The organism is Mameliella sp. CS4 (assembly GCF_019392335.1).
Classification (GTDB): Bacteria; Pseudomonadota; Alphaproteobacteria; order Rhodobacterales; family Rhodobacteraceae; genus Antarctobacter.
The window spans coordinates 18,671-37,599 of sequence record NZ_JAHXRQ010000036.1; the positions used below are offsets into that span (position 1 = coordinate 18,671).

General features: G+C 64.1%; 16 protein-coding genes. 9 read left to right on the plus strand and 7 right to left on the minus strand.

Annotation, left to right across the window (positions count from 1 at the left end; all coding sequences use genetic code 11):
- Positions 1-1,194: an O-succinylhomoserine sulfhydrylase gene (gene metZ / locus KZZ07_RS24660; protein WP_219518877.1), complete on the minus strand. Its 1,194-nt coding sequence runs from the start codon at positions 1,192-1,194 to the stop codon at positions 1-3.
- A gap of 253 nt (positions 1,195-1,447) precedes the next feature.
- Here metZ and KZZ07_RS24665 point away from each other — a divergent pair, with 253 nt between their 5' ends.
- Both KZZ07_RS24665 and KZZ07_RS24670 read left to right on the plus strand, forming a co-directional pair.
- A complete protein-coding gene (locus KZZ07_RS24665; protein WP_219518881.1) occupies positions 1,448-2,356 on the plus strand; it encodes a T6SS effector phospholipase Tle3 domain-containing protein in 909 nt (302 codons plus the stop codon).
- Positions 2,357-2,477: 121 nt separating this feature from the next.
- Positions 2,478-4,352: a cation:proton antiporter domain-containing protein gene (locus KZZ07_RS24670; protein ID WP_219518884.1), complete on the plus strand. Its 1,875-nt coding sequence runs from the start codon at positions 2,478-2,480 to the stop codon at positions 4,350-4,352.
- Between the two features lie 454 nt (positions 4,353-4,806).
- Here the strand turns inward: KZZ07_RS24670 and KZZ07_RS24675 are convergent, their stop codons facing one another.
- Positions 4,807-5,313, minus strand: coding sequence for a CarD family transcriptional regulator (locus tag KZZ07_RS24675; RefSeq protein WP_043137763.1), 507 nt, complete (start codon positions 5,311-5,313; stop codon positions 4,807-4,809).
- 925 nt (positions 5,314-6,238) lie between these two features.
- Here KZZ07_RS24675 and KZZ07_RS24680 point away from each other — a divergent pair.
- On the plus strand, positions 6,239-6,379 hold the full coding sequence (locus tag KZZ07_RS24680; RefSeq protein ID WP_219518887.1) for a hypothetical protein: 141 nt from the start codon (positions 6,239-6,241) through the stop codon (positions 6,377-6,379).
- Positions 6,380-6,412: 33 nt separating this feature from the next.
- Here the strand turns inward: KZZ07_RS24680 and fdxA are convergent, their stop codons facing one another.
- Genes fdxA through KZZ07_RS24700 form a run of 4 tightly spaced genes read right to left on the minus strand, consistent with a single transcriptional unit; the run spans position 6,413 to position 10,760 of the window.
- The gene (gene fdxA / locus KZZ07_RS24685) at positions 6,413-6,751 is read right to left on the minus strand and encodes a ferredoxin FdxA (RefSeq protein ID WP_043137766.1); all 339 of its coding nucleotides are present in this window, start codon (positions 6,749-6,751) and stop codon (positions 6,413-6,415) included.
- Positions 6,752-6,806: 55 nt separating this feature from the next.
- On the minus strand, positions 6,807-7,187 hold the full coding sequence (locus tag KZZ07_RS24690) for an RNA-binding S4 domain-containing protein (RefSeq protein WP_219518890.1): 381 nt from the start codon (positions 7,185-7,187) through the stop codon (positions 6,807-6,809).
- Positions 7,188-10,151 carry a helicase-related protein gene (locus tag KZZ07_RS24695; protein ID WP_219518893.1) on the minus strand — a complete coding sequence of 988 codons (2,964 nt, stop codon included), beginning with the start codon at positions 10,149-10,151 and terminating at the stop codon, positions 7,188-7,190.
- Between the two features lie 57 nt (positions 10,152-10,208).
- Positions 10,209-10,760, minus strand: coding sequence for a tetratricopeptide repeat protein (locus tag KZZ07_RS24700; protein WP_255564579.1), 552 nt, complete (start codon positions 10,758-10,760; stop codon positions 10,209-10,211).
- 89 nt (positions 10,761-10,849) lie between these two features.
- On the opposite strand from KZZ07_RS24700, the gene KZZ07_RS24705 reads away from it, so the two are divergent.
- From KZZ07_RS24705 to KZZ07_RS24725, 5 genes are all read left to right on the plus strand, one after another.
- On the plus strand, positions 10,850-11,140 hold the full coding sequence (locus tag KZZ07_RS24705; RefSeq protein WP_219518895.1) for an SCP2 sterol-binding domain-containing protein: 291 nt from the start codon (positions 10,850-10,852) through the stop codon (positions 11,138-11,140).
- Complete coding sequence (locus tag KZZ07_RS24710; RefSeq protein ID WP_219518899.1) at positions 11,140-12,102, plus strand: alpha/beta fold hydrolase; 963 nt, start codon at positions 11,140-11,142, stop codon at positions 12,100-12,102. The genes KZZ07_RS24705 and KZZ07_RS24710 overlap by 1 nt, the downstream gene beginning before the upstream one ends.
- 61 nt (positions 12,103-12,163) lie before the next feature.
- Positions 12,164-13,174 (plus strand): ligase-associated DNA damage response exonuclease, encoded by a 1,011-nt coding sequence (locus KZZ07_RS24715; RefSeq protein WP_219518901.1) that lies wholly within the window; start codon positions 12,164-12,166, stop codon positions 13,172-13,174.
- On the plus strand, positions 13,171-14,763 hold the full coding sequence (locus KZZ07_RS24720; protein WP_219518904.1) for an ATP-dependent DNA ligase: 1,593 nt from the start codon (positions 13,171-13,173) through the stop codon (positions 14,761-14,763). Before KZZ07_RS24715 ends, KZZ07_RS24720 begins: the two co-directional genes overlap by 4 nt.
- A 67-nt stretch (positions 14,764-14,830) precedes the next feature.
- Positions 14,831-15,730 (plus strand): hypothetical protein, encoded by a 900-nt coding sequence (locus KZZ07_RS24725; RefSeq protein WP_219518907.1) that lies wholly within the window; start codon positions 14,831-14,833, stop codon positions 15,728-15,730.
- Positions 15,731-15,781: 51 nt separating this feature from the next.
- Here the strand turns inward: KZZ07_RS24725 and KZZ07_RS24730 are convergent, their stop codons facing one another.
- Positions 15,782-16,756, minus strand: coding sequence for a hypothetical protein (locus tag KZZ07_RS24730; RefSeq protein WP_219518910.1), 975 nt, complete (start codon positions 16,754-16,756; stop codon positions 15,782-15,784).
- Positions 16,757-16,929: 173 nt separating this feature from the next.
- Here KZZ07_RS24730 and KZZ07_RS24735 point away from each other — a divergent pair, with 173 nt between their 5' ends.
- Positions 16,930-18,753: a M3 family oligoendopeptidase gene (locus tag KZZ07_RS24735; RefSeq protein WP_219518913.1), complete on the plus strand. Its 1,824-nt coding sequence runs from the start codon at positions 16,930-16,932 to the stop codon at positions 18,751-18,753.
- The last annotated feature ends 176 nt before the right edge of the window (positions 18,754-18,929 follow it).

Sequence of the window (18,929 nt, forward strand, 5' to 3'; positions counted from 1 at the left end):
TCAGACCGCGTCGAGCGCCTGCAAAACGTCCTGCACAAGGTCCTCGGGGTCCTCGATGCCCACCGACAGCCGGATCATCCCGTCACCGATGCCCAAAGAGGCCCGTTGTTCAGGCTTCAGACGCTGGTGGGTGGTGGTGGCCGGATGAGTCGCGATGGATTTCGCGTCGCCCAGGTTGTTCGAAATGATGACCACCTGCAAAGCGTTCAGCAGGCGAAAGGCCGCCTCTTTGCCACCCGCGACCTCAAAGGAAACCAGCGTACCGCCCGCGCCCAACTGCTGCTGGGCCAGTTCGTTCTGCGGGTGGCTGGCATGGCCCGGATAGATCATCCGCGAGATCTTGGGATGATCTGCCAGCGCTTCGGCCAGCGCCTCGGCACCCTCGGTCTGGGCCCGGACGCGCAGCTTCAGCGTCTCCAGCCCTTTCAGCATCACCCAGGCGTTGAACGGGCTCATCGAACCGCCGGTGTGCTTCATGTAGGGTTCGACCACCCCACGGATATGCTCGCGCGTGCCAAGGATCACGCCCCCCAGGCAACGACCCTGGCCGTCGACATGCTTGGTCGTTGAATAGACAACGATGTCAGCGCCCTGCGCGATGGCCTTCGAATAGACCGGCGTCGAGAAAACGTTGTCCACGATGACCTTGGCACCAACCTTGTGCGCCAGTTCCGCGACCCCGGCGATGTCCACCAGTTGCAGCGTCGGGTTCGACATGCTTTCGAAAAACACCGCCTTGGTGTCGGGGCGCAGCGCCGCTTGCCATTGCGACAGGTCCTCGCCATCGACGAATGTCACCTCAACCCCATAGCGCGTCAGCACCTCTTCGAGAACGTAGAGGCAGGACCCGAACAGCGCCCTGGCAGAGACGACGTGATCGCCGGCCCGCAGCATCGAAGTCAGCGCGCCGCTGACCGCCGCCATGCCGCTGGCGCAGGCAAACCCGTCCTCGGCCCCTTCCAGCAGCGCCATGCGCTCTTCGAACATGGCCACGGTGGGGTTGCCGTAGCGGGCATAGATGAATTCGTCCTCACCGGCCTTGAGAAAGCGCGCCTCGGCCGCCTCGGCGGTCTCGTAGACAAAGCCCTGCGTCAGGAAGATCGCTTCGCTGACTTCGCCCCACTGGCTGCGTTTGGTGCCGCCATGCACAAGGTTCGTCGCCTTGCCGCGCGCCTGTTTCTCTTCGATGCTCATGGGTCCACTCCCAACAAAAAAGCCCCGATCGCGGTCAAGCGAAAGGAGCCTTCCGTCTGACCTCTTTAGCGGAATTTCAAGGGCCGATGCCCTCTGTGGCCCGCAATCCGGTAACAAATCGCCACGGGCGTTGGCATAGAGACGTTAAGATCACATTGCAAGGGCGTCACGACGATGTAACCCGTTCTTCACGATACCGTCGCAGCATTGGGTTAGGGCCACGCACAAGATGTAGTGGGACGCTGCCATGCCAATGCTACGGATCACTGTCACCGAAAATGGGACTCGCCTGCATGGCGACGATGCCCCCGTGTTGCCCGCGCTCGCGGGTGCATTGGCAGCCGATACAGGGCCGGTCACGATCATGGTGCATGGCTACAAGTACCAGCCCGGCCACCCCGTGCATTGTCCGCATGCCTCGCTGATGTCCCCTGCCCCTCACGCCGAGGACCGCAGGGTCGTCAGTTGGCCCGCCCGCCTCGGCCTGCAGGATCGCGTCGCGATTTCCTTTGGCTGGCAGGCGCGCGGCTCGATCTGGGCGGCACACCGGCGCGCGGCCCTGGCCGGAGAGGCCCTGGCCGCGCTGGTGCGCGAGATCCGCCGCCTGGCCCCGCGGCGCCCGGTCAACGTGATCGCGCATTCGCTTGGTGCGCGCGTCGCTCTGGCGGCCGTGCGCGCGGGCGCCCCCGGCGCGATCACCCGAGCCGCGCTTTTGGCAGCGGCGGAATACGGCGAGGTTGCCCGCCGTACGCTGGACAGCGCAAAGGGCGGCCGGACACAGGTGCTGAACGTCACCAGCCGCGAAAACGACCTGTTCGATTTCCTGCTGGAACGGCTGGTGCCCCCGGCGCATCAAGGTGACCGCATGTTGGGACATGGTGGGGTGAACCTGCCGCACATGGTGACGCTGCAGCTTGACGATGCCCAAAGCCTTGCCGCGCTGCGCGGCCTGGGCTTTCCGATCGCGCCGCCGGACCGCCTGATCTGTCACTGGTCGCCTTACCTGCGAGAGGGTGTCTTTCCGCTCTACCGCGCCATCCTGAGCGGCGACCTCACGCTTGACCGCTTGCGCGCGGTCCTGCCCACGGCTTGCGCCCCGCGCTGGTCGCGTCTGCGCCCACGGTTGCCGCGCCCCCAACCTCCGATGGTGCCCGCAGAGTAGACCAGCGCTGACCCACAGAGGGCAAACTGCCTGTATTGCAGGCAGATTTCACATGTCTCCGGTTGCCTCTTCGGCCTTCCCCGGCCCAATATGAGGGAGTGCCCAACCAGCGGAGAAGCGCGTGGACTCCTTTCTTTTTCAGGCTTCTGTCTTTCTTCTCGCCGCGGTGATCGCGGTGCCTCTCGCGGCGCGTCTGGGCCTGGGGTCGGTACTTGGATACCTGCTGGCCGGTCTTGCCATCGGGCCCGGACTCGGGCTGGTCGTGAACACGGTCGACATTCAGCACTTTGCCGAGTTCGGCGTGGTCATGATGCTGTTCATCATCGGGCTGGAGCTGGAGCCGCGCGCGCTCTGGGACATGCGGCACAGGTTGATCGGCCTCGGGGGCCTGCAGATCCTGCTGACCACCTCGGCGATCCTCGCCGGAGGCATGGCGCTTGGCCTTGCCTGGCCGACGGCGCTGGCCGTAGGGTTGGCGCTGGCGCTGTCCTCTACCGCCATCGTGCTGCAGACGCTCAACGAAAAGAACCTGATGCAGACCAATGGCGGGCGATCCGCCTTTTCGGTCCTTCTGACCCAGGACATCGCGGTGATTCCGATCCTCGTGATCCTGCCGCTTCTGTCGATTCCCGCCTTCATCAGCCCGGGGACCTTCCTGCAGCAGACCGACGATCACGCCGGAAACGCCCATCACGCGGCCATGTCCCTGGTCGAGGGCCTGCCCGGCTGGGGTGCGGCGCTGGTGACGCTAGCGGTGATCGCCGCGATCATCCTGGCGGGTGTCTATGGCGCCCGGCCGCTGTTTCGCTACATCCACGCCGCGCATCTGCCCGAGATGTTCACCGCCGTCGCCCTGCTGATCGTGATCGGCATCGCCTTTCTGATGATGCTGGTCGGCCTTTCGCCGGCCCTTGGCACCTTCCTCGCCGGCGTCGTTCTGGCCAACTCCGAGTTCCGGCACGAACTCGAATCCGACATCGCCCCATTCAAGGGGCTTCTGCTGGGGCTGTTCTTCATCACGGTCGGCGCCGGCATCGACATCGGGTCGCTCCTGCAGGAACCGCTGACCATCCTCGGGCTTGCGCTGGCGGTGATTCTGGTCAAGGGCGCGGTGCTCTACGGGCTGGGGCGCGCCTTTGGCCTGCGCAAACGGGGACTGTGGCTGTTCACGCTGGGACTGGCCCAGGCCGGCGAGTTCGGCTTTGTGATGATCTCCTTTGGCCGCCAGCAAAGCGTCTTTTCCGCCGATCTCGGCGGGCGGCTGCTGCTGATCATCGCCATGACCATGCTGATCACCCCCCTGCTCTTCTTGCTGTTCGATTATCTCAACAAGGGGTTCAGCAAGATTGCCGAAAGCGCCGAAGAGGATTCCATCGACGAGGAAGGCCCGGTGCTGATCGCGGGGATCGGGCGCTTTGGACAGATCGTCAACCGGCTGGTGCGTTCGGCCGGGCACAAGACCGTGGTGCTGGACCATGACATCAAGACGATCCAGCTGATCCGGCGGTTCGGGGTCAAGGGGTTCTTCGGCGATCCGACCCGGCCCGAATTGCTACACGCGGCAGGGATCGATTCGGCGCGTGTTTTGGTGGCGGCCCTCGACGATCCCAAGGCCACGACCAAGCTGGTGGCCTATGCCCGCCGCATCCGCCCCGATATTCACATCGTCGCCCGCGCCCGCGACCGGACGCATGTTTACGCGCTTTACCAGGCGGGGGCGAATGACATCGTGCGCGAGATGTTCGACAGCAGCCTGCGCGCCGGGCGCTACGTTCTGGAAAACGTCGGCATGAGCGAATTCGAGGCGGCGATTGCCGAAGAAACCTTTTACCACCACGACCGCCGCACCATCCGCGAGCTGGCCCAGCTCTGGGATCCGTCCATCCCCCCGGCCGAGAACGCCGCCTATGTGGCGCGGTCAAAGGAGTTGGAGCGTGAGCTGGAGACCGAATTGTACACTGCGCTGGCGGAGCGCGGAAAACAGGACGCGGCGTGATTCGAAGGCTGCGCATCCGGCTCTTGCTCGGGCTGTTTTCTGCCTTCCTTTGGATCACTCAACCACTCACCAAATTTGAAGATCGCCTTTTTCGTTTCAGCCTTTTCTCACTTGTGTTTTATTGCTTCTTTGTCGTGGACGGGGTGCCATTGGCGTTCGACAGGACAGCCGGCACCTATATTGTAGACTTCAAAGGCACCGGTCCAACCGAGGTTTCAGCACTCGGCTTCTACTTTCACTTTGCCGCATCGCACGGGCTATTCGTCGTGTTGTTATGCCTTATGCTGAGGATGTGCTTGGTGACATTCCTTGACGCGGCTGAGAGGCAGTATCTGTCGTCCCTTGAGAAGGACAAGCGACAGGACCCTGACCAATCCGATAGGTAATACCCTGGCCGAACGAAAAAACCGCGCCCCGGGGGACGCGGTCAGTTCGTTTCAGTTTCGCGGAGAGCTTACGCGGCGCGCAGACCCAGAACTTCATCCACCTGCTTGGCGGCGGCGGCCTCGTCGCCGGAAACGGCGGCGATTTCGCGGGTCAGACGCTCCAGCGCGGCTTCGTACAGCTGACGCTCCGAGTAGGACTGCTCGCGCTGGTCGTCGGCGCGGTGCAGGTCGCGCACCACTTCGGCGATGGCGATCAGATCGCCCGAGTTGATCTTCTGCTCATATTCCTGGGCGCGGCGCGACCACATCGCGCGCTTGACCTTGGCCTTGCCCTTGAGCGTCTTCATCGCCTCGTTCACCACATCCGGGGACGACAGCGACCGCATTCCGACTTCGGTGGCCTTGTGCGTCGGCACGCGCAGGGTCATCTTGTCCTTCTCGAAGGAGATCACGAAGAGTTCGAGGCTGATCCCGGCGATCTCCTGTTTCTCGATCGACACGATCTGGCCGACGCCATGCGCCGGGTAGACCACATAGTCATTGGGACGGAAGTCGTTTTTCTTGGTCTTGGTCATATAGGTCGTTCCTCGCAACTCATCAGTTGACTAGGCGACAAAAAAGACGACCGGGGACCGCTGGATTCCCGCTCATCTTATGTCATACAGTCTGGTTATGCCCCGAAGGGTCGTCGGGCGTTACGCCCCGAACGTGCATTCATCATGTGAACAACATGTATAGCACAGAATGCGAAAGCATCCTAGCGCCCTTCGATTCCGATAAAAGTTTCAATGTTTCAAAAACTTAACCCGGACACTCGATCCAATGCACAAGTTATAAACGAATCGGCGCCGGACCGCAGCACCTTCGCCTTTTGTCGCCTCAAAACCGTCGCGTGTATGCTATGCTGGGCTCACGACCCTTCATTGCAGTGAGTATTTCCGGGTACGAGTCATGGTTACAATTCCTGAAGACGAGTATTTCACAGGATCAAGCGCCGGCACAAGCCATCGCCTCAACTCGGACACCGCTCCGAACAAGGGGACAGCCTCCATCCTCACGATCAACGCCGTCCCATCGCCTGGCAACACCTACCTGGTCATCGGCTATTCACTATAGATTATCCCATCCATTGCCACACCGTTCAGCGTGTCGATCAATCCGGGGCAGTCCGACGGCTTCTACGACGATCCCATCGACATCCAGGTCACGCCATTGAACTTCGCGGCCATTCCCGAAGGCCACCCCAGCGGCCTTTTCTGAGCCCGCCACGGCTGCGGCGTGCCCCAAGGCGGCGACAGGGCGATCGGAGACCCGGATGCGGACACTTTCGTCTTTGAAACGGGTCTCGGCTGGAACAACGCCATCGATTTCGAGGACACAGCGGGGCCCCGAGACGGCCTATGACGGGTCGGATGTGATTTCCGTCACCGCCTTCGCACCTTCAACGGAGGCTCTGCGCTCACCTTCGATCAACTGGTGATCACCCAGCATAGAACCTCGATGCGCATTCATATCGATCTCGACATGGACGGCAATCCGGACAGTTTCGACATCGACGGGGCCTGCACGATCAACATGCCCCGTTTCATCGTCAAGAATGCAACGGCAACGAACGTCGACGCGTTCGACTTTGTGTTCTAAGTGCTGTCCTCGACCGCGCTCTGGTGAGGGGACTCAGCCCCCCTCGCCCGGAGTCTCGGAAAAATATTTCTCCAGCTTGCCGGACTCGCCATCGCGCTCCTCTGCCTCAGGCAGAGGATCCTTCTTGGAGATGATCACCGGCCAGAGTTCCGCGTACTTGCGGTTGAACTCCACCCATTTCTCCATGTCCGGCTCCGTGTCCGGGCGGATGGCGTCGGCGGGACATTCCGGCTCACAGACACCGCAGTCGATGCATTCATCGGGGTGGATCACCAACATGTTCTCGCCCTCGTAGAAACAGTCCACAGGGCACACCTCGACGCAGTCGGTGTATTTGCAGGCAATGCAAGCATCGTTGACGATGTAGGTCATGAGCTTCTCGTTCCTCGCGGCGCGCTTTTGCGCCTAGCTAATCCAGAGGTCCGGATCATTCAAGCGCCGAGGGGCGCGACTTGTCCAATGCGCGGCGGTCTTTCTTGGTCGGGCGTCCACCGCCGTCGTAGCGCGGCGCCTGCGGTTCACGCTCGCGTGGCTTGGGCGGATCGAGATCCTCGTAGAGCGCCTGCGCCTCCGGTGCGGGGCCCCGCCGCTCACCGGGCGCGACAATACGGATCACCCGCACGTCGCGCTCCTTGGGAAAGGTCAGGGTGTCTCCCGGCCCCACCATGAAGGCCGGCTTGGCCACCGGCGCCCCGTTCACCCGGCAATGTCCGCCCGAAACCAGCTTGGCCGCCAGCGAGCGCGTCTTGAAAAACCGAGCATGCCAGAGCCACTTGTCCAGGCGGATCTTGGCGGGGCCTTCACCCATTCAGGTCTTGTCCTTGAGCCCCATGAGCGCCGCCGCAAAAGGGTTGTCCGGGTCGATCGGCTTGTCCTTCTTGGGCGGACGCGACTCAAACTTGCGGCCACCGCCGTCACGCGGCGGCTTGCCCTTGGGCTTGCCACCTTTTCCGCGCGGACGTTCACCGGCCTTGTTGTCCTGCCGGTCGCCGCGCTGCGGACGTCCACCACCCTTGGCCCCGTCACCGCCACGCGCGTCCCGCCGGGGCTTGCCACCGCTGCGGCGCTGGTTGCCGCGATTGCCGCCCCAGGTGAAGGAATAGAAGACCTCCATCTCGGGCCCGGCCAGCGCTTCGTCCGGCGCCTCGCCCGGGGTCAGTTCCTCTTCGGGTGTCTCGGGGACCGGAGTCTCGGCCACAGGTTCCGCCGGTTCAGCCGAAACGGGGGCCTCGCCCTGATCTTCCAGTTGCGCCACCGGTTCGGCCACATCGGCCGGCTCCGGGGTTTCGGCCGCATCCGGGGTCACGCCCGCAGACTCTTCACCGGCCGCGTCCATGACCGGCTTGTCCTCGGCCGGGGCGCCCGCCTCGCTCGCCACCACCGCATCGGCGGGTTTGACCTTTTCGCGTTCACCCTTTTCAGCGCGGTAGCCCAGTCCCTGCATCAGGTCGGCGAATTGTTCCAGCGTCATGCCGGTGATCGAGAGCATGTCGGCCTTGGCCTCGAAACCGCCGCGGCTGTCCTCGGCGCGCAGCATGTCGGCCAGACGTTCCAGCATGTCGATGCGGATCGCGCGGGCGCCGGATTTGCGGTAGCCCGCCAGCGTGTAATGCTGCGCCGGCACCTCTTCCATGTTCGGCACCGTGACCAGCCCCGGCGGCGGCGCCTCGGGGAATTCGTCCAGCCCGTTGGCGAGCCCCCACAGCACAAGCCGCAGTCGCGTCGGCGCAGGCTTCAGCAGCAGGGGCATGAAAATCGTGTACTGTCCGAAACGCACGCCGTGCTTCCGCAGCGAGCCGCGCGCATCCTGATCCAGCGCCTTGACGTCATCGGCCACCTGCGCGCGCGGGATCACGCCCATCTGTTCGACCATCTGGAAGGCAAAACCGCGCGCCAGCCCGGTCAGGGCCTCGTCGTCGCGCATTTTCAACAGCGGCTCGAACAGGGCCGCGATCTTGCGATCCATGAAATGCTGCAAGCGGCGCGTGACCTTCTCGGCCACGTCATGCCCGGCCTCGTCATCGACAAAGGCCACCACGCGCGGCTTGAGCGGATCATCGCCCTTGGCCAGCTTGCCGACCGCCTGGTCGCCCCACATCAACCCACCCTGTTCGGTAAAGTCGATCTCGGTATCGGGCGCATTGTAGAATCGGTCCGCGCGCAGGTGGAAATGCGGCGTCAGCGCCTGCAAGCTTGCCTGCCGCAGCGTCTTGGCCTCCTGGCCTGTCGCATCCTTGTCCTGCCGGAATCGGAAACCCTCGAGCCTGCCGACGAGATGACCTTCGACGGTGACTTCACCCTGATCGTTCACTTCGGCCAAGAGGGCCTCCTTCTGTTTCAACCGGCGCAAGAGAACACTGGTGCGCCGGTCTACAAATCTTTGCGTCAGACGCTCGTGCAGGGCATCCGACAGGGCGTCTTCTACAGCGCGTGTTCGCCCGCGCCAATGGTCTTCGTCCGCGACCCAGCCCTTTCGCTGAGCCACATAAGTCCATGTGCGGATATACGCCAGCCGTTTCGACAATGTGTCAATGTCGCCATCGGTCCGATCGATCCTGTTGATCTGTCGGGCAAGGAAATCATCGGGCACGCTTCCGTTTTGATGCAAGTGCCCGAAGATAACGCTCAACAGACCCGCGTGTTCCGCCGGCGAAATTCCGCGGAAGTCGGGGATTCGGCAGACATCCCACAACAACTGCACCGATGCCGTGTCCGAGGCCCGCGCCCGCACTTCTGCCTCCGAGGCCAGGGCGCGCAAGGCGCGCAGGTCGTCGGCCTCACGCGCCTTGATCAGCACCTCATGGTCCGGCGAGGCGTCCAGGCTGGCGTCCAGCGCGTCGATAGAGCCGAAACGGAGTGACGAACTGCGCCAGTTCAGTTTTTTCAGAGGCGTGAAGGAATGGTTGCAGATCGCCTCTGCCCACTCATCCGGAATCGGCCCGGCATCACCTGTGACACCGAAGGTGCCATTCGACATGCCGCGCCCCGCACGCCCGGCGATCTGTGCCAGTTCGTTCGGTTGCAGGGGGCGCATCCGGCGCCCGTCGAATTTCGTCAGCGAAGAAAAGGCGACGTGGTCGATGTCCAGGTTCAGGCCCATGCCGATGGCATCGGTCGCCACCAGGTAATCGACCTCGCCGTTCTGATAGAGGTCCACCTGGGCGTTGCGCGTCCGGGGCGACAGCGCTCCCATGACCACCGCCGCGCCGCCCTTCTGCCGTTTCAGCAGTTCCGCGATGGCATAGACATTGTCGATGCTGAAACCGACGATGGCAGTCCGCGGCGGCAGGCGGCTGATCTTCTTCGAGCCGGTATAGACAAGCTGGCTCATCCGTTCGCGGCGGAGGTATTCGACCCCCGGCACAAGCGCGCCGATCGGCCCGCGCATCGTGTCGGAGCCCAGAAACAGCGTCTCATGCGTGCCGCGCATCCGCAGCAGGCGGTCGGTGAAAACGTGTCCGCGTTCCGGGTCGGCACACAGCTGGATCTCGTCGATGGCGACAAAATCCGTGCCCATGCCCTCGGGCATGGCCTCGACCGTGCAGACCCAGTATTTCGCCCGGGGCGGAACGATCCGTTCCTCGCCCGTCACAAGGGCCACAACCGAGGGGCCGCGGATCGCCACGATCTTGTCGAAGACCTCGCGCGCCAACAGGCGCAGCGGCAGGCCGATCACCCCGGTGCGATAGCCGAGCATCCGCTCGATGGCGTAATGGGTCTTGCCTGTGTTGGTCGGGCCGAGAACGGCCGCGATCCGGGAATTCTGGGCCATTGGGCCGCCTATGTCTTGGGCTGTGACCCGCACATAAGGCCGCGCCCGTCTGCCTCGTCAGAGCGTGATACCGATGGCCACCCGCTCGAGCCGCTCCATCGCCTTTTCGACGTCGGGATCATGCGGCCTGAGTTCAAGTACCTTCTCGAAGGCGCGATAGGCAAGGGCCGGTTTTCCCACCTGTTCGTTGATCGCCCCGACGCCGCGCAGCGCCGCGAAGTGGTTGGGGTTCAAGGCCAGGACACGCTCCAGCGCGTCCATCGCCGGGCCGAATTTCTCGGCCCCGAAATAGGCCAGCGCCAGCCCGTGCCAGCCTTCGGCGAATTCCGGCGCATGGTCGGTCAGGGCGCGGAAATGCTCGATCGCGGCCTTGTGGTTCTTGACCTCCAGCGCGTCCCGCCCGCGTTTCAAAAGCAGGTCCATACTGGCCGAACCGGACTTGGACCACTCGGCGATGATCTGGCTTTCCAGACGCTGCGCGGCGGTCGCGGTCTCGGCCTCCTGCAGCTCTGCCAGCAGCTCTGCCGCGCGATCTTCCGCCCTCCCGAAGGAAGGTAGGGAAATCATGACTAGGGCGCAAAATGCCGCGAGGATACGTTCGTAATCCATATGTGCCGTCCTCATAACTTGTGCTGAGTGTAGCGTCTGTACGCCAGTTGGCCAGCGCACGATTATGAGAGCAAGCTTTAGGAGCGAAAATGAGCGACACAGTCAACGCGGCCGTCAAAGCCCTGAACGAAAAAATGGGCGGCAACGGGTTCGACGGAACCGCGAAAATGACCATTGAGGACGAAGGCAGCCTGATCATCGACGAAAACGGCGCTCATGCCGGGGACGAGGCGGCAGATGTGACCATGACCGCCAGCGCCGATACCTTCCTCTCCATTGTCGAAGGCGATCTGGACCCCACCTCCGCATTCATGTCCGGCAAGCTTGCCATCGAGGGCGACATGTCTGCCGCCATGCGCCTGGCACAGGTCCTGGCCTGATGACTGCCGTTCCCGCGCCCTTCCACGCCGATCTTGCAGAAGGTCCGGCAGACGCCCGTGCCTGGTGGATGACCACCTCGGACGGGCTGCGTGTGCGCATCGCGCATTACGGCAGCAACGGGGCGCGGGGCACGGTCTTCATGTTCCCGGGCCGCACCGAATACGTCGAAAAATACGGTCGTGTCAGCCGCTTCCTGTCGGATGCGGGCTATCACGTTCTGGCGATTGACTGGCGCGGGCAGGGCCTCGCCGACCGGATGCTGGGCGAACGCCGCACCGGCCATGTCGGCGTCTTCGAGGACTACCAGCGCGATGTCGCCAGCATGGTACAACTGGCCGACGACCTGGGCCTGCCCGGCCCGCGCCACCTGATCGGCCATTCGATGGGCGGCTGCATCGGGTTTCGCGCGGTCTCTGACGGGCTGGACGTGGCGTCCTGCGTGTTTACCGGCCCGATGTGGGGCATCCGCATCGCCGACCCGGTCCGCCCCGCGGCCTGGGCGATCTCGCGCATGTCGAAATCCGTGGGCCTGGGCCATCTCTTTGCGCCGGGCACCGGTGCCGACAGCTATGTCGCCTCCAACGCCTTTGACGACAACCTGCTGACCACCGACACCGAGCAATGGGATTACATGCGCCGCCAGGTGCTGGCGATCCCGGAACTGCAGCTTGGCGGTCCGTCGCTGCATTGGCTGCACGAGGCGCTGGCCGAAACTCGCCGCCTGGCGCGACGTCCCTCTCCGAAACAGCCCTGCATCTGCTATTGCGGCACCAATGAACGCATCGTCGACGTCGACCGCATCCGCTCGCGCATGGCGCGCTGGCGCAACGGGCGGCTCGACATGGTCGAGGGCGGCGAACACGAGATCCTGATGGAAAGCCCCCATATCCGAGAGCGTGTCCTGTCCGAGATCGCCGCGCATTTCGACAGCGCCACAAGCCGCACCGCCCTGCGCGCCTGAGCCAGCGGCCCTTTCCGATCCCGCACTGGCCCAGCGGCAAAAACCGCCTATCCTCAGGCGCATGAGCCAACCCGTCCTCACATTCACAGATCGCGGAATCTATTGCCCCGCGGGCGATTTCCATATCGACCCTTGGCGCGCTGTCGACCGCGCGCTGATCACCCACGGCCATGCCGACCATGCCCGCCCTGGCCACGCGGCCTACCTGGCGACGACAGGCGCCCTGCCCGTCATCCGCCATCGCCTGGGCGAGATCTCGGCCGAGGGGGTCGCCTATGGCGAGACGCGGCAGATCGGCAGCGCGCGCGTGTCCTTCCATCCCGCCGGCCACCTGCCCGGTTCGGCCCAGATCCGGGTCGAGGTGGAGGGTGAGGTCTGGGTCGTCTCGGGCGACTACAAGGTGGTGAACGATGGCCTGTCGGAACCGTTTGAGCCGGTTCGCTGCCATGCCTTCATCAGCGAATGCACCTTCGGCCTGCCGGTCTTTACCTGGCCCGGGCAGGCCGAGGTCGCGGCAGAGATCAACGCCTGGTGGGCGGCCAATGCCGCCGCCGGTCGCACATCGATGTTGGGGGCCTATTCGCTGGGCAAGTCGCAGCGCCTCATGTCCATGCTGGAGCCACAGGGGCCGATCCTGACACATGGCGCCGTCGAGGCCACGAACGCCGTGTTGCGCGCGCAGGGCTACCCGCTGCCAGAGACCCTCCAGGTAACGCCCGACACGGATGTGAAGGCGCTGAAAGGCGCCCTGGTCATCGCGCCGCCATCGGCCCTGGGCAGCACATGGGCGCGCAGGTTCGGCCCGGCCTCGACCGGCTTTGCCTCTGGATGGATGCGTCTGCGCGGCATCCGGCGCCGCCGGGGCATGGACCGGGGGTTCGTCATTTCCGACCACGCCGACTGGCCCGGCCTACAAGAAGCGATCAAATCCTCCGGAGCGGAAAAGATATATGTAACGCATGGTTACACGGAAATCTTCTCTCGCTGGCTGAACGACCAGGGCTATGATGCGGCCATCGTCCCGACAGAGTTCGGAGGCGAAGACGGGGCCGAGGGTGAAACCGCGTCATGAAACGCTTTGCCCGCCTTTTTACAGAGATCGACCAAACCACGAAAACCAGCGTAAAAACAACGGCCTTGTCGGCATATTTCACGCAAGCGCCTGACGCGGACAAGCTCTGGTGTATCGCGCTGTTCTCGGGCCGCCGCCCGAAACGTGCGGTCACCACCACCAACCTGCGGGAGTGGGCCGCCGAACGGGCCGGCATTCCTCTGTGGCTGCTCGAGGAATCCTATCCCATCGTCGGTGATCTGGCCGAGACGATTGCGCTGGTCCTGCCGCCACCGACACAGGCCTCGGACCACAGTTTATCACATTGGATCAATGTCCTGCGCGGACTTCATGAGGTCCCCTTGGTGGACCGGAAACCCCGGATCCTTGACGCCTGGGACCAGCTCGACACCACCGAGCGGTTCCTGTTCAACAAGCTCATCACCGGCGGGTTCCGGATCGGCGTCAGCCGCAAGCTGATGACCCACGCCCTGGCCCAGGCCACAAAACAGGACGAGGCGGTGCTGGCGCACAAGCTGATGGGCGGATGGACGCCGGAAACCACCAGCTTTCACGCCCTGGTCGAGGCCGACGATCCCGCCGCCGACCAGAGCCGCCCCTATCCATTCTACCTTGCCTACCAGCTTGACGATGCGCCCGAAACGCTGGGCGCGCCAGAGGACTGGCAGGCAGAATGGAAATGGGACGGCATCCGCGGTCAGTTGATCCTGCGCGACCAGGCCCATCACGTCTGGTCCCGCGGCGAGGAACTGATGACCGATCGCTTCCCCGAATTTGCCCGCGCCGCCGACTTCCTGCCCCCCGGCACCGTTCTGGACGGCGAGATCCTGGCCTGGGACGACGCGCAGCCCATGCCGTTCAGCGCGCTGCAACCGCGTATCGGGCGCAAGACCGTACCGAAAAAGCTGCTGCGCGAGGCGCCGGTGATCCTGCTGGCCTACGACCTGCTGGAGGACAAGGGAGAGGACATGCGCCACCAGCCGCTGGCGACCCGCCGCGCCCGGCTGGATGCCATACTGCGCGACCTGCCGGGAGACGCCCCGGTCCAGGCCTCGCCCACAGTGTCTTTCGACACCTGGGTCGATCTCGCCCAGACACGCGCCAAGGCCCGCGACCACCGCGCCGAGGGGCTGATGCTGAAACGCCGCGACAGCGCCTACCTGTCAGGCCGCAAGAAGGGCGATTGGTGGAAATGGAAGCTCGACCCGCTGACCGTTGACGCGGTGATGATCTATGCCCAGCAAGGCCACGGTCGCCGCGCCAACCTGTTTACCGACTTCACCTTCGCCGTCTGGCAGGGCAACGAGCTGATCCCCTTTACCAAGGCCTATTCAGGACTCACGGACAAGGAGTTCGACGAAATCACGGCCTGGGTGCGCAAGAACACCCAGCAACGGTTCGGCCCCGTTCGGCAGGTCCGCCCCGAACATGTCTTCGAGATCGCCTTTGAAGGCATCCAGCCCAGCCCGCGCCACAAGTCGGGCCTCGCCCTGCGATTTCCGCGCATGTCCCGCTGGCGTAACGACAAATCCCCGCAAGAGGCCAACACGCTGGACGACCTGAGGGCGCTCCTGGCAGCCTACGGCTGACGGGAATGCCACATCAGGACCAATGTCCGGTTTTCCCGACTGGCAGCACAAGGGACGTTGTGGGTACATGGCCCGGTACTCTGAACTGGACCTTGCCGACATGCTCCGCCCTCTCCTGCTCTGCCTCGGGCTTATCGCGCCCGCTGCCGCACATGCGCAGTCCTTCGACATCGAGGGGAGCGTGGCCATCAGTGCCCATGACTACCGCAATCTGTCCGGCATCGGTGTGATCGACGCCACCGCGTCGATCCCGCTCAGCCGCGATTATCCGCTGGCCTTGGAATTTGGCACCTATCTCTTCGGACTGGACGGCAAGCGCCCGCACGAGACCTATGTTGCCTTCGCCTGGAATGACACCTGGCGCGCCGGCGTCGTGCGCCCAGCCTATGACCAGCTTCTGCCCTCGGTCTTTGCCCGCGCCGCGCCCTACCTGGCCTATGAGCGCGCAGAGTACAGCCGCGCCCACGCCACGGTCGAGGCCATGCGCCGCACCGCCGTGCCCTGGGGCCTGTCCTGGCAGCAGAGCTTTGGCCAAACCGATGTGGCGGTGTCGCTGCACGACGCGGTCAAGGGCAGCTTTCGCGCCGCCTCTGTCGCGGTGACCTACAACGGCGATGGCTGGCAACTGGCGGGCGCGGTGGAAACCGTGACCTCTCGCACGATGGATCACCACGGCATCAACGCCAAACTGGGCGCGCGGTTCGACATCGGCCGGGCGGATTTCGGCGTGACCTGGCTACACCCCGAGGTCAACGACAAGCCCGACGCAATTGCGCTGGACCTCGTCTTTCCCGTCAGCACGAAACTGGACATGATGGCCTTTGGCGAGTTCACAGATGGCGCCAAGGACGACGCCTATGGCATCGCGCTGGATTACAAGCTGCGCCCCGATACCAGCGTCCTTTTTGCCGCCACCGACGGACGCGGTGGCAGCGCTGTTCACCTGACGCTTGAACGGCGGTTCTGATCCCGCCCCCTTTGTCCCGGCCCACCAGGGCCGGGTCAGCCACGCTGGACCTCAGCCGCAGGACGCGTCGAAACCGATCATGCCCTCGCCGATCCCGGTAACGCGAAGCGTGCAGGACCGGTCCCCCACATCGACACCCAGACTGCTGTCGGCGGCGACACGCTGGGTCTGAACCCCGTTCACGGCAATCCGCGCTTCCTGGGCGTCGCTGTTCACGCTGGACACGAAGACGCGCAAGGCACCGTCGGCAAGGCTGACCGTGTGCCCCGGCATCACGCCGTTGTCGGGCGCCTTGACGGTTGCTGCGGGCGGGATCACCCCGCAGTCAGAGCCAAGCGTCACGCCCCGCGCGCTCATCGACGCGACCGTGACCGTACAGTCCCGGCCGTCCATGGACACGGCGGTCGATCCTCCCGCCCCCAGTGTCACCAAGGCGCCGTTCACCGACAGCCGCACGGACCCGCCATCAGCATCGATCCGCGACACAAAGGCCCGCACCGCACCGTCGGCAAAAAGCGCGGTATCCCCGACGCCCAACACATCGGCGGACGCCATACCGCTGTCAGGTTCCGGCACCTCCGCCGCATCAGGCCCTGCATCGGCCGGCGCGGCCACCGCAGCGGCCGCCACCCGGGTGGTTTTCTCGATCCCCTTCGACAGGTCCGCCAGAGACGCCTTGATTGTCTCGGCTTGGGCCGCCGAGGTCTTGGCAATGTCGTCGCCCAGCTTGGTCCTCAGGTCGTCCAGCTTGGTGGTCATCTCCTTGGACAGGCCCGTCGTCAGGGCGGTCATGTCCGGCGCGTTCTCGGCCAGCCCGGTTTCCAGCGCGTCCAGCCGTTTTTGCAGGGCGGCCAGCTGTTCCTCATGCGCCTTGGCGGCCTTTTCGGCCGCCTCCTGCGCGGGCACCACGGTGTCATCGATGACCTTGCGCAGGTCTGCGGGGCTGTCCGACCCGCTGAAGGCGACGCCGGCCAGAACCCCGATCACAAGGCCGCCCGCACCCAAAAGCAGTGAAGCATTCGACATGTTGAAATCTCCTCCCTGAATTCGATTGTTGTTTCTTCCCTGGGGAAAGCTTAGCCAGACTCCCCCGACGATCCGAAATCTTTTCTGCGTCAACCCCTCCAAAAATATGGGGCGCCGGTTGCCTTCGCGCGGGCGCGCCCCCTATGTGAAGGGAAACGACAAGAGGGTTCCCCATGCACACGTTCGCCAAAACACCGCTTTTCGACGCCAACGCCAGTGCCGGGGGCAAGAACCTCGGCGATCTGCCCGAATGGGATCTGACCGATCTCTACGCCTCCCCCGACGCGCCCGAACTGAAACGCGATCTCGACTGGCTCGAAGAGGCCTGCCGCAGCTTTGCCGAGGATTACGAAGGCAAGCTGGACACGCTGGACGCCGACGCCTTCCTGACGCTGGTGCAGCGGAATGAGCGGATCTCGACCATCGCCGGGCGCATCATGTCCTTTGCGGGCCTGCGCTACTACCAGCTGACCACCGATGCCGAGCGCGCCAAGTTCCTGTCCGACTGCCAGGAAAAGATCACCAATTACACCACCCCGCTGGTCTTCTTCTCGCTCGAGGCCAACCGCCTGGGTGACGACCACTACGAAACGCTCTTTGCCGCCAACGCCGACCTGAACCGCTACAAACGCGCCTTTGACCGGATGCGCGCCATGAAGCCCTACCAGCTGTCGGATGAGCTGGAGAAATTCCTGCACGATCTCGGCGTCGTCGGCGACGCCTGGGAGCGGCTGTTCGATGAGACCATCGCCGGGCTGACCTTCGAGGTGGACGGCGAGGAACTGAACATCGAGGGCACGCTGAACCTGTTGACCGAGCAGGACCGCGACACGCGTGAGGCCGCAGCCCGTGAACTCGCCCGCGTCTTTGCCGAGAACCTGCGCACCTTCGCCCGCGTGCACAACACGCAGACCAAAGAGAAAGAGGTGCTGGACCGCTGGCGCGGGATGCCCACGGCCCAGACCGGCCGCCACCTGTCGAACGACGTCGAACCCGAGGTGGTCGAGGCTCTGCGCAACGCCGTCGTCGACGCCTACCCGCGCCTTAGCCATCGCTACTACGAGCTCAAGCGCAAGTGGCTGGGCCTGGACGTGATGCAGGTCTGGGACCGCAATGCGCCGCTGCCGATGGAGGCCACCCGCACCGTCACCTGGGACGAGGCGCGCGAAACGGTGATGAACGCCTACACCGCCTTCGACCCCCGCATGGGAGAGATCGCGACCCCCTTCTTCGACAAGGGGTGGATCGACGCGGCGGTGAAACCGGGCAAGGCCCCGGGCGCCTTCGCCCATCCCACCGTGACCGAGGTGCACCCCTACGTCATGCTCAACTACCTGGGCAAACCGCGTGACGTGATGACCCTGGCGCATGAGCTGGGCCACGGCGTGCACCAGGTGCTGGCGGCGGGACAGGGCGAGATGCTGTCGTCAACGCCGCTGACACTGGCGGAAACCGCCAGCGTGTTCGGCGAGATGCTGACCTTCCAGCGCATGCTGGAGAACGCCAAGGACGATGCCGAGCGCAAGGTCCTCTTGGCGGGCAAGGTCGAGGACATGATCAACACCGTGGTCCGCCAGATCGCCTTCTACGACTTCGAATGCAAGCTGCACGAGGCCCGTCGCGGCGGCGAGCTGACACCGGACGACATCAACGCGCTCTGGATGTCGGTGCAAGCGGAAAGCCTCGGCGGCGGTTTCGAGTTCATGGAGGGCTACGAGACCTTCTGGTGCTACATCCCGCACTTCGTTCACTCGCCCTTCTACGTCTACGCCTATGCCTTTGGCGACGGGCTGGTGAACGCTTTGTATGCCGCCTACCAGGAGGCGCCCGAAGGGTTCCAGGACAAGTATTTCGACATGCTCAAGGCGGGCGGATCGAAACACCACAAGGACCTGCTGGCGCCCTTCGGACTGGACGCCAGCGACCCGAAGTTCTGGGACAAGGGGCTGAGCATGATCGAAGGATTCATCGATCAGCTGGAGGCGATGGAGGGGTGACGCCACATGCTGACAATTGCAGAAGGCGCGGAGGCTTTCTTGGTTCGCCGAGAAGCCGATCCGCGTCTTTTCGCAGTCAACTTTCGGAACTGCCTAATCGGGAGTGTCCTGAAGTCTGTGTATCTGTCCCGGTCCATGCGGTTTCAGATACTCAAGCGTCGAAGCGCTCGCCGAAC

What these genes read in the sequence shown, in the direction of transcription:
- metZ (WP_219518877.1), bottom strand. Translation starts at nt 1,194, where the DNA reads ATGAGCATCGAAGAGAAACAGGCGCGCGGCAAGGCGACGAACCTTGTG.
- KZZ07_RS24665 (WP_219518881.1), top strand. Translation starts at nt 1,448, where the DNA reads ATGCTACGGATCACTGTCACCGAAAATGGGACTCGCCTGCATGGCGAC.
- KZZ07_RS24675 (WP_043137763.1), bottom strand. Translation starts at nt 5,313, where the DNA reads ATGACCAAGACCAAGAAAAACGACTTCCGTCCCAATGACTATGTGGTC.
- KZZ07_RS24680 (WP_219518887.1), top strand. Translation starts at nt 6,239, where the DNA reads ATGCGCATTCATATCGATCTCGACATGGACGGCAATCCGGACAGTTTC.
- fdxA (WP_043137766.1), bottom strand. Translation starts at nt 6,751, where the DNA reads ATGACCTACATCGTCAACGATGCTTGCATTGCCTGCAAATACACCGAC.
- KZZ07_RS24690 (WP_219518890.1), bottom strand. Translation starts at nt 7,187, where the DNA reads ATGGGTGAAGGCCCCGCCAAGATCCGCCTGGACAAGTGGCTCTGGCAT.
- KZZ07_RS24695 (WP_219518893.1), bottom strand. Translation starts at nt 10,151, where the DNA reads ATGGCCCAGAATTCCCGGATCGCGGCCGTTCTCGGCCCGACCAACACA.
- KZZ07_RS24700 (WP_255564579.1), bottom strand. Translation starts at nt 10,760, where the DNA reads ATGGATTACGAACGTATCCTCGCGGCATTTTGCGCCCTAGTCATGATT.
- KZZ07_RS24705 (WP_219518895.1), top strand. Translation starts at nt 10,850, where the DNA reads ATGAGCGACACAGTCAACGCGGCCGTCAAAGCCCTGAACGAAAAAATG.
- KZZ07_RS24710 (WP_219518899.1), top strand. Translation starts at nt 11,140, where the DNA reads ATGACTGCCGTTCCCGCGCCCTTCCACGCCGATCTTGCAGAAGGTCCG.
- KZZ07_RS24715 (WP_219518901.1), top strand. Translation starts at nt 12,164, where the DNA reads ATGAGCCAACCCGTCCTCACATTCACAGATCGCGGAATCTATTGCCCC.
- KZZ07_RS24720 (WP_219518904.1), top strand. Translation starts at nt 13,171, where the DNA reads ATGAAACGCTTTGCCCGCCTTTTTACAGAGATCGACCAAACCACGAAA.
- KZZ07_RS24725 (WP_219518907.1), top strand. Translation starts at nt 14,831, where the DNA reads ATGGCCCGGTACTCTGAACTGGACCTTGCCGACATGCTCCGCCCTCTC.
- KZZ07_RS24730 (WP_219518910.1), bottom strand. Translation starts at nt 16,756, where the DNA reads ATGTCGAATGCTTCACTGCTTTTGGGTGCGGGCGGCCTTGTGATCGGG.
- KZZ07_RS24735 (WP_219518913.1), top strand. Translation starts at nt 16,930, where the DNA reads ATGCACACGTTCGCCAAAACACCGCTTTTCGACGCCAACGCCAGTGCC.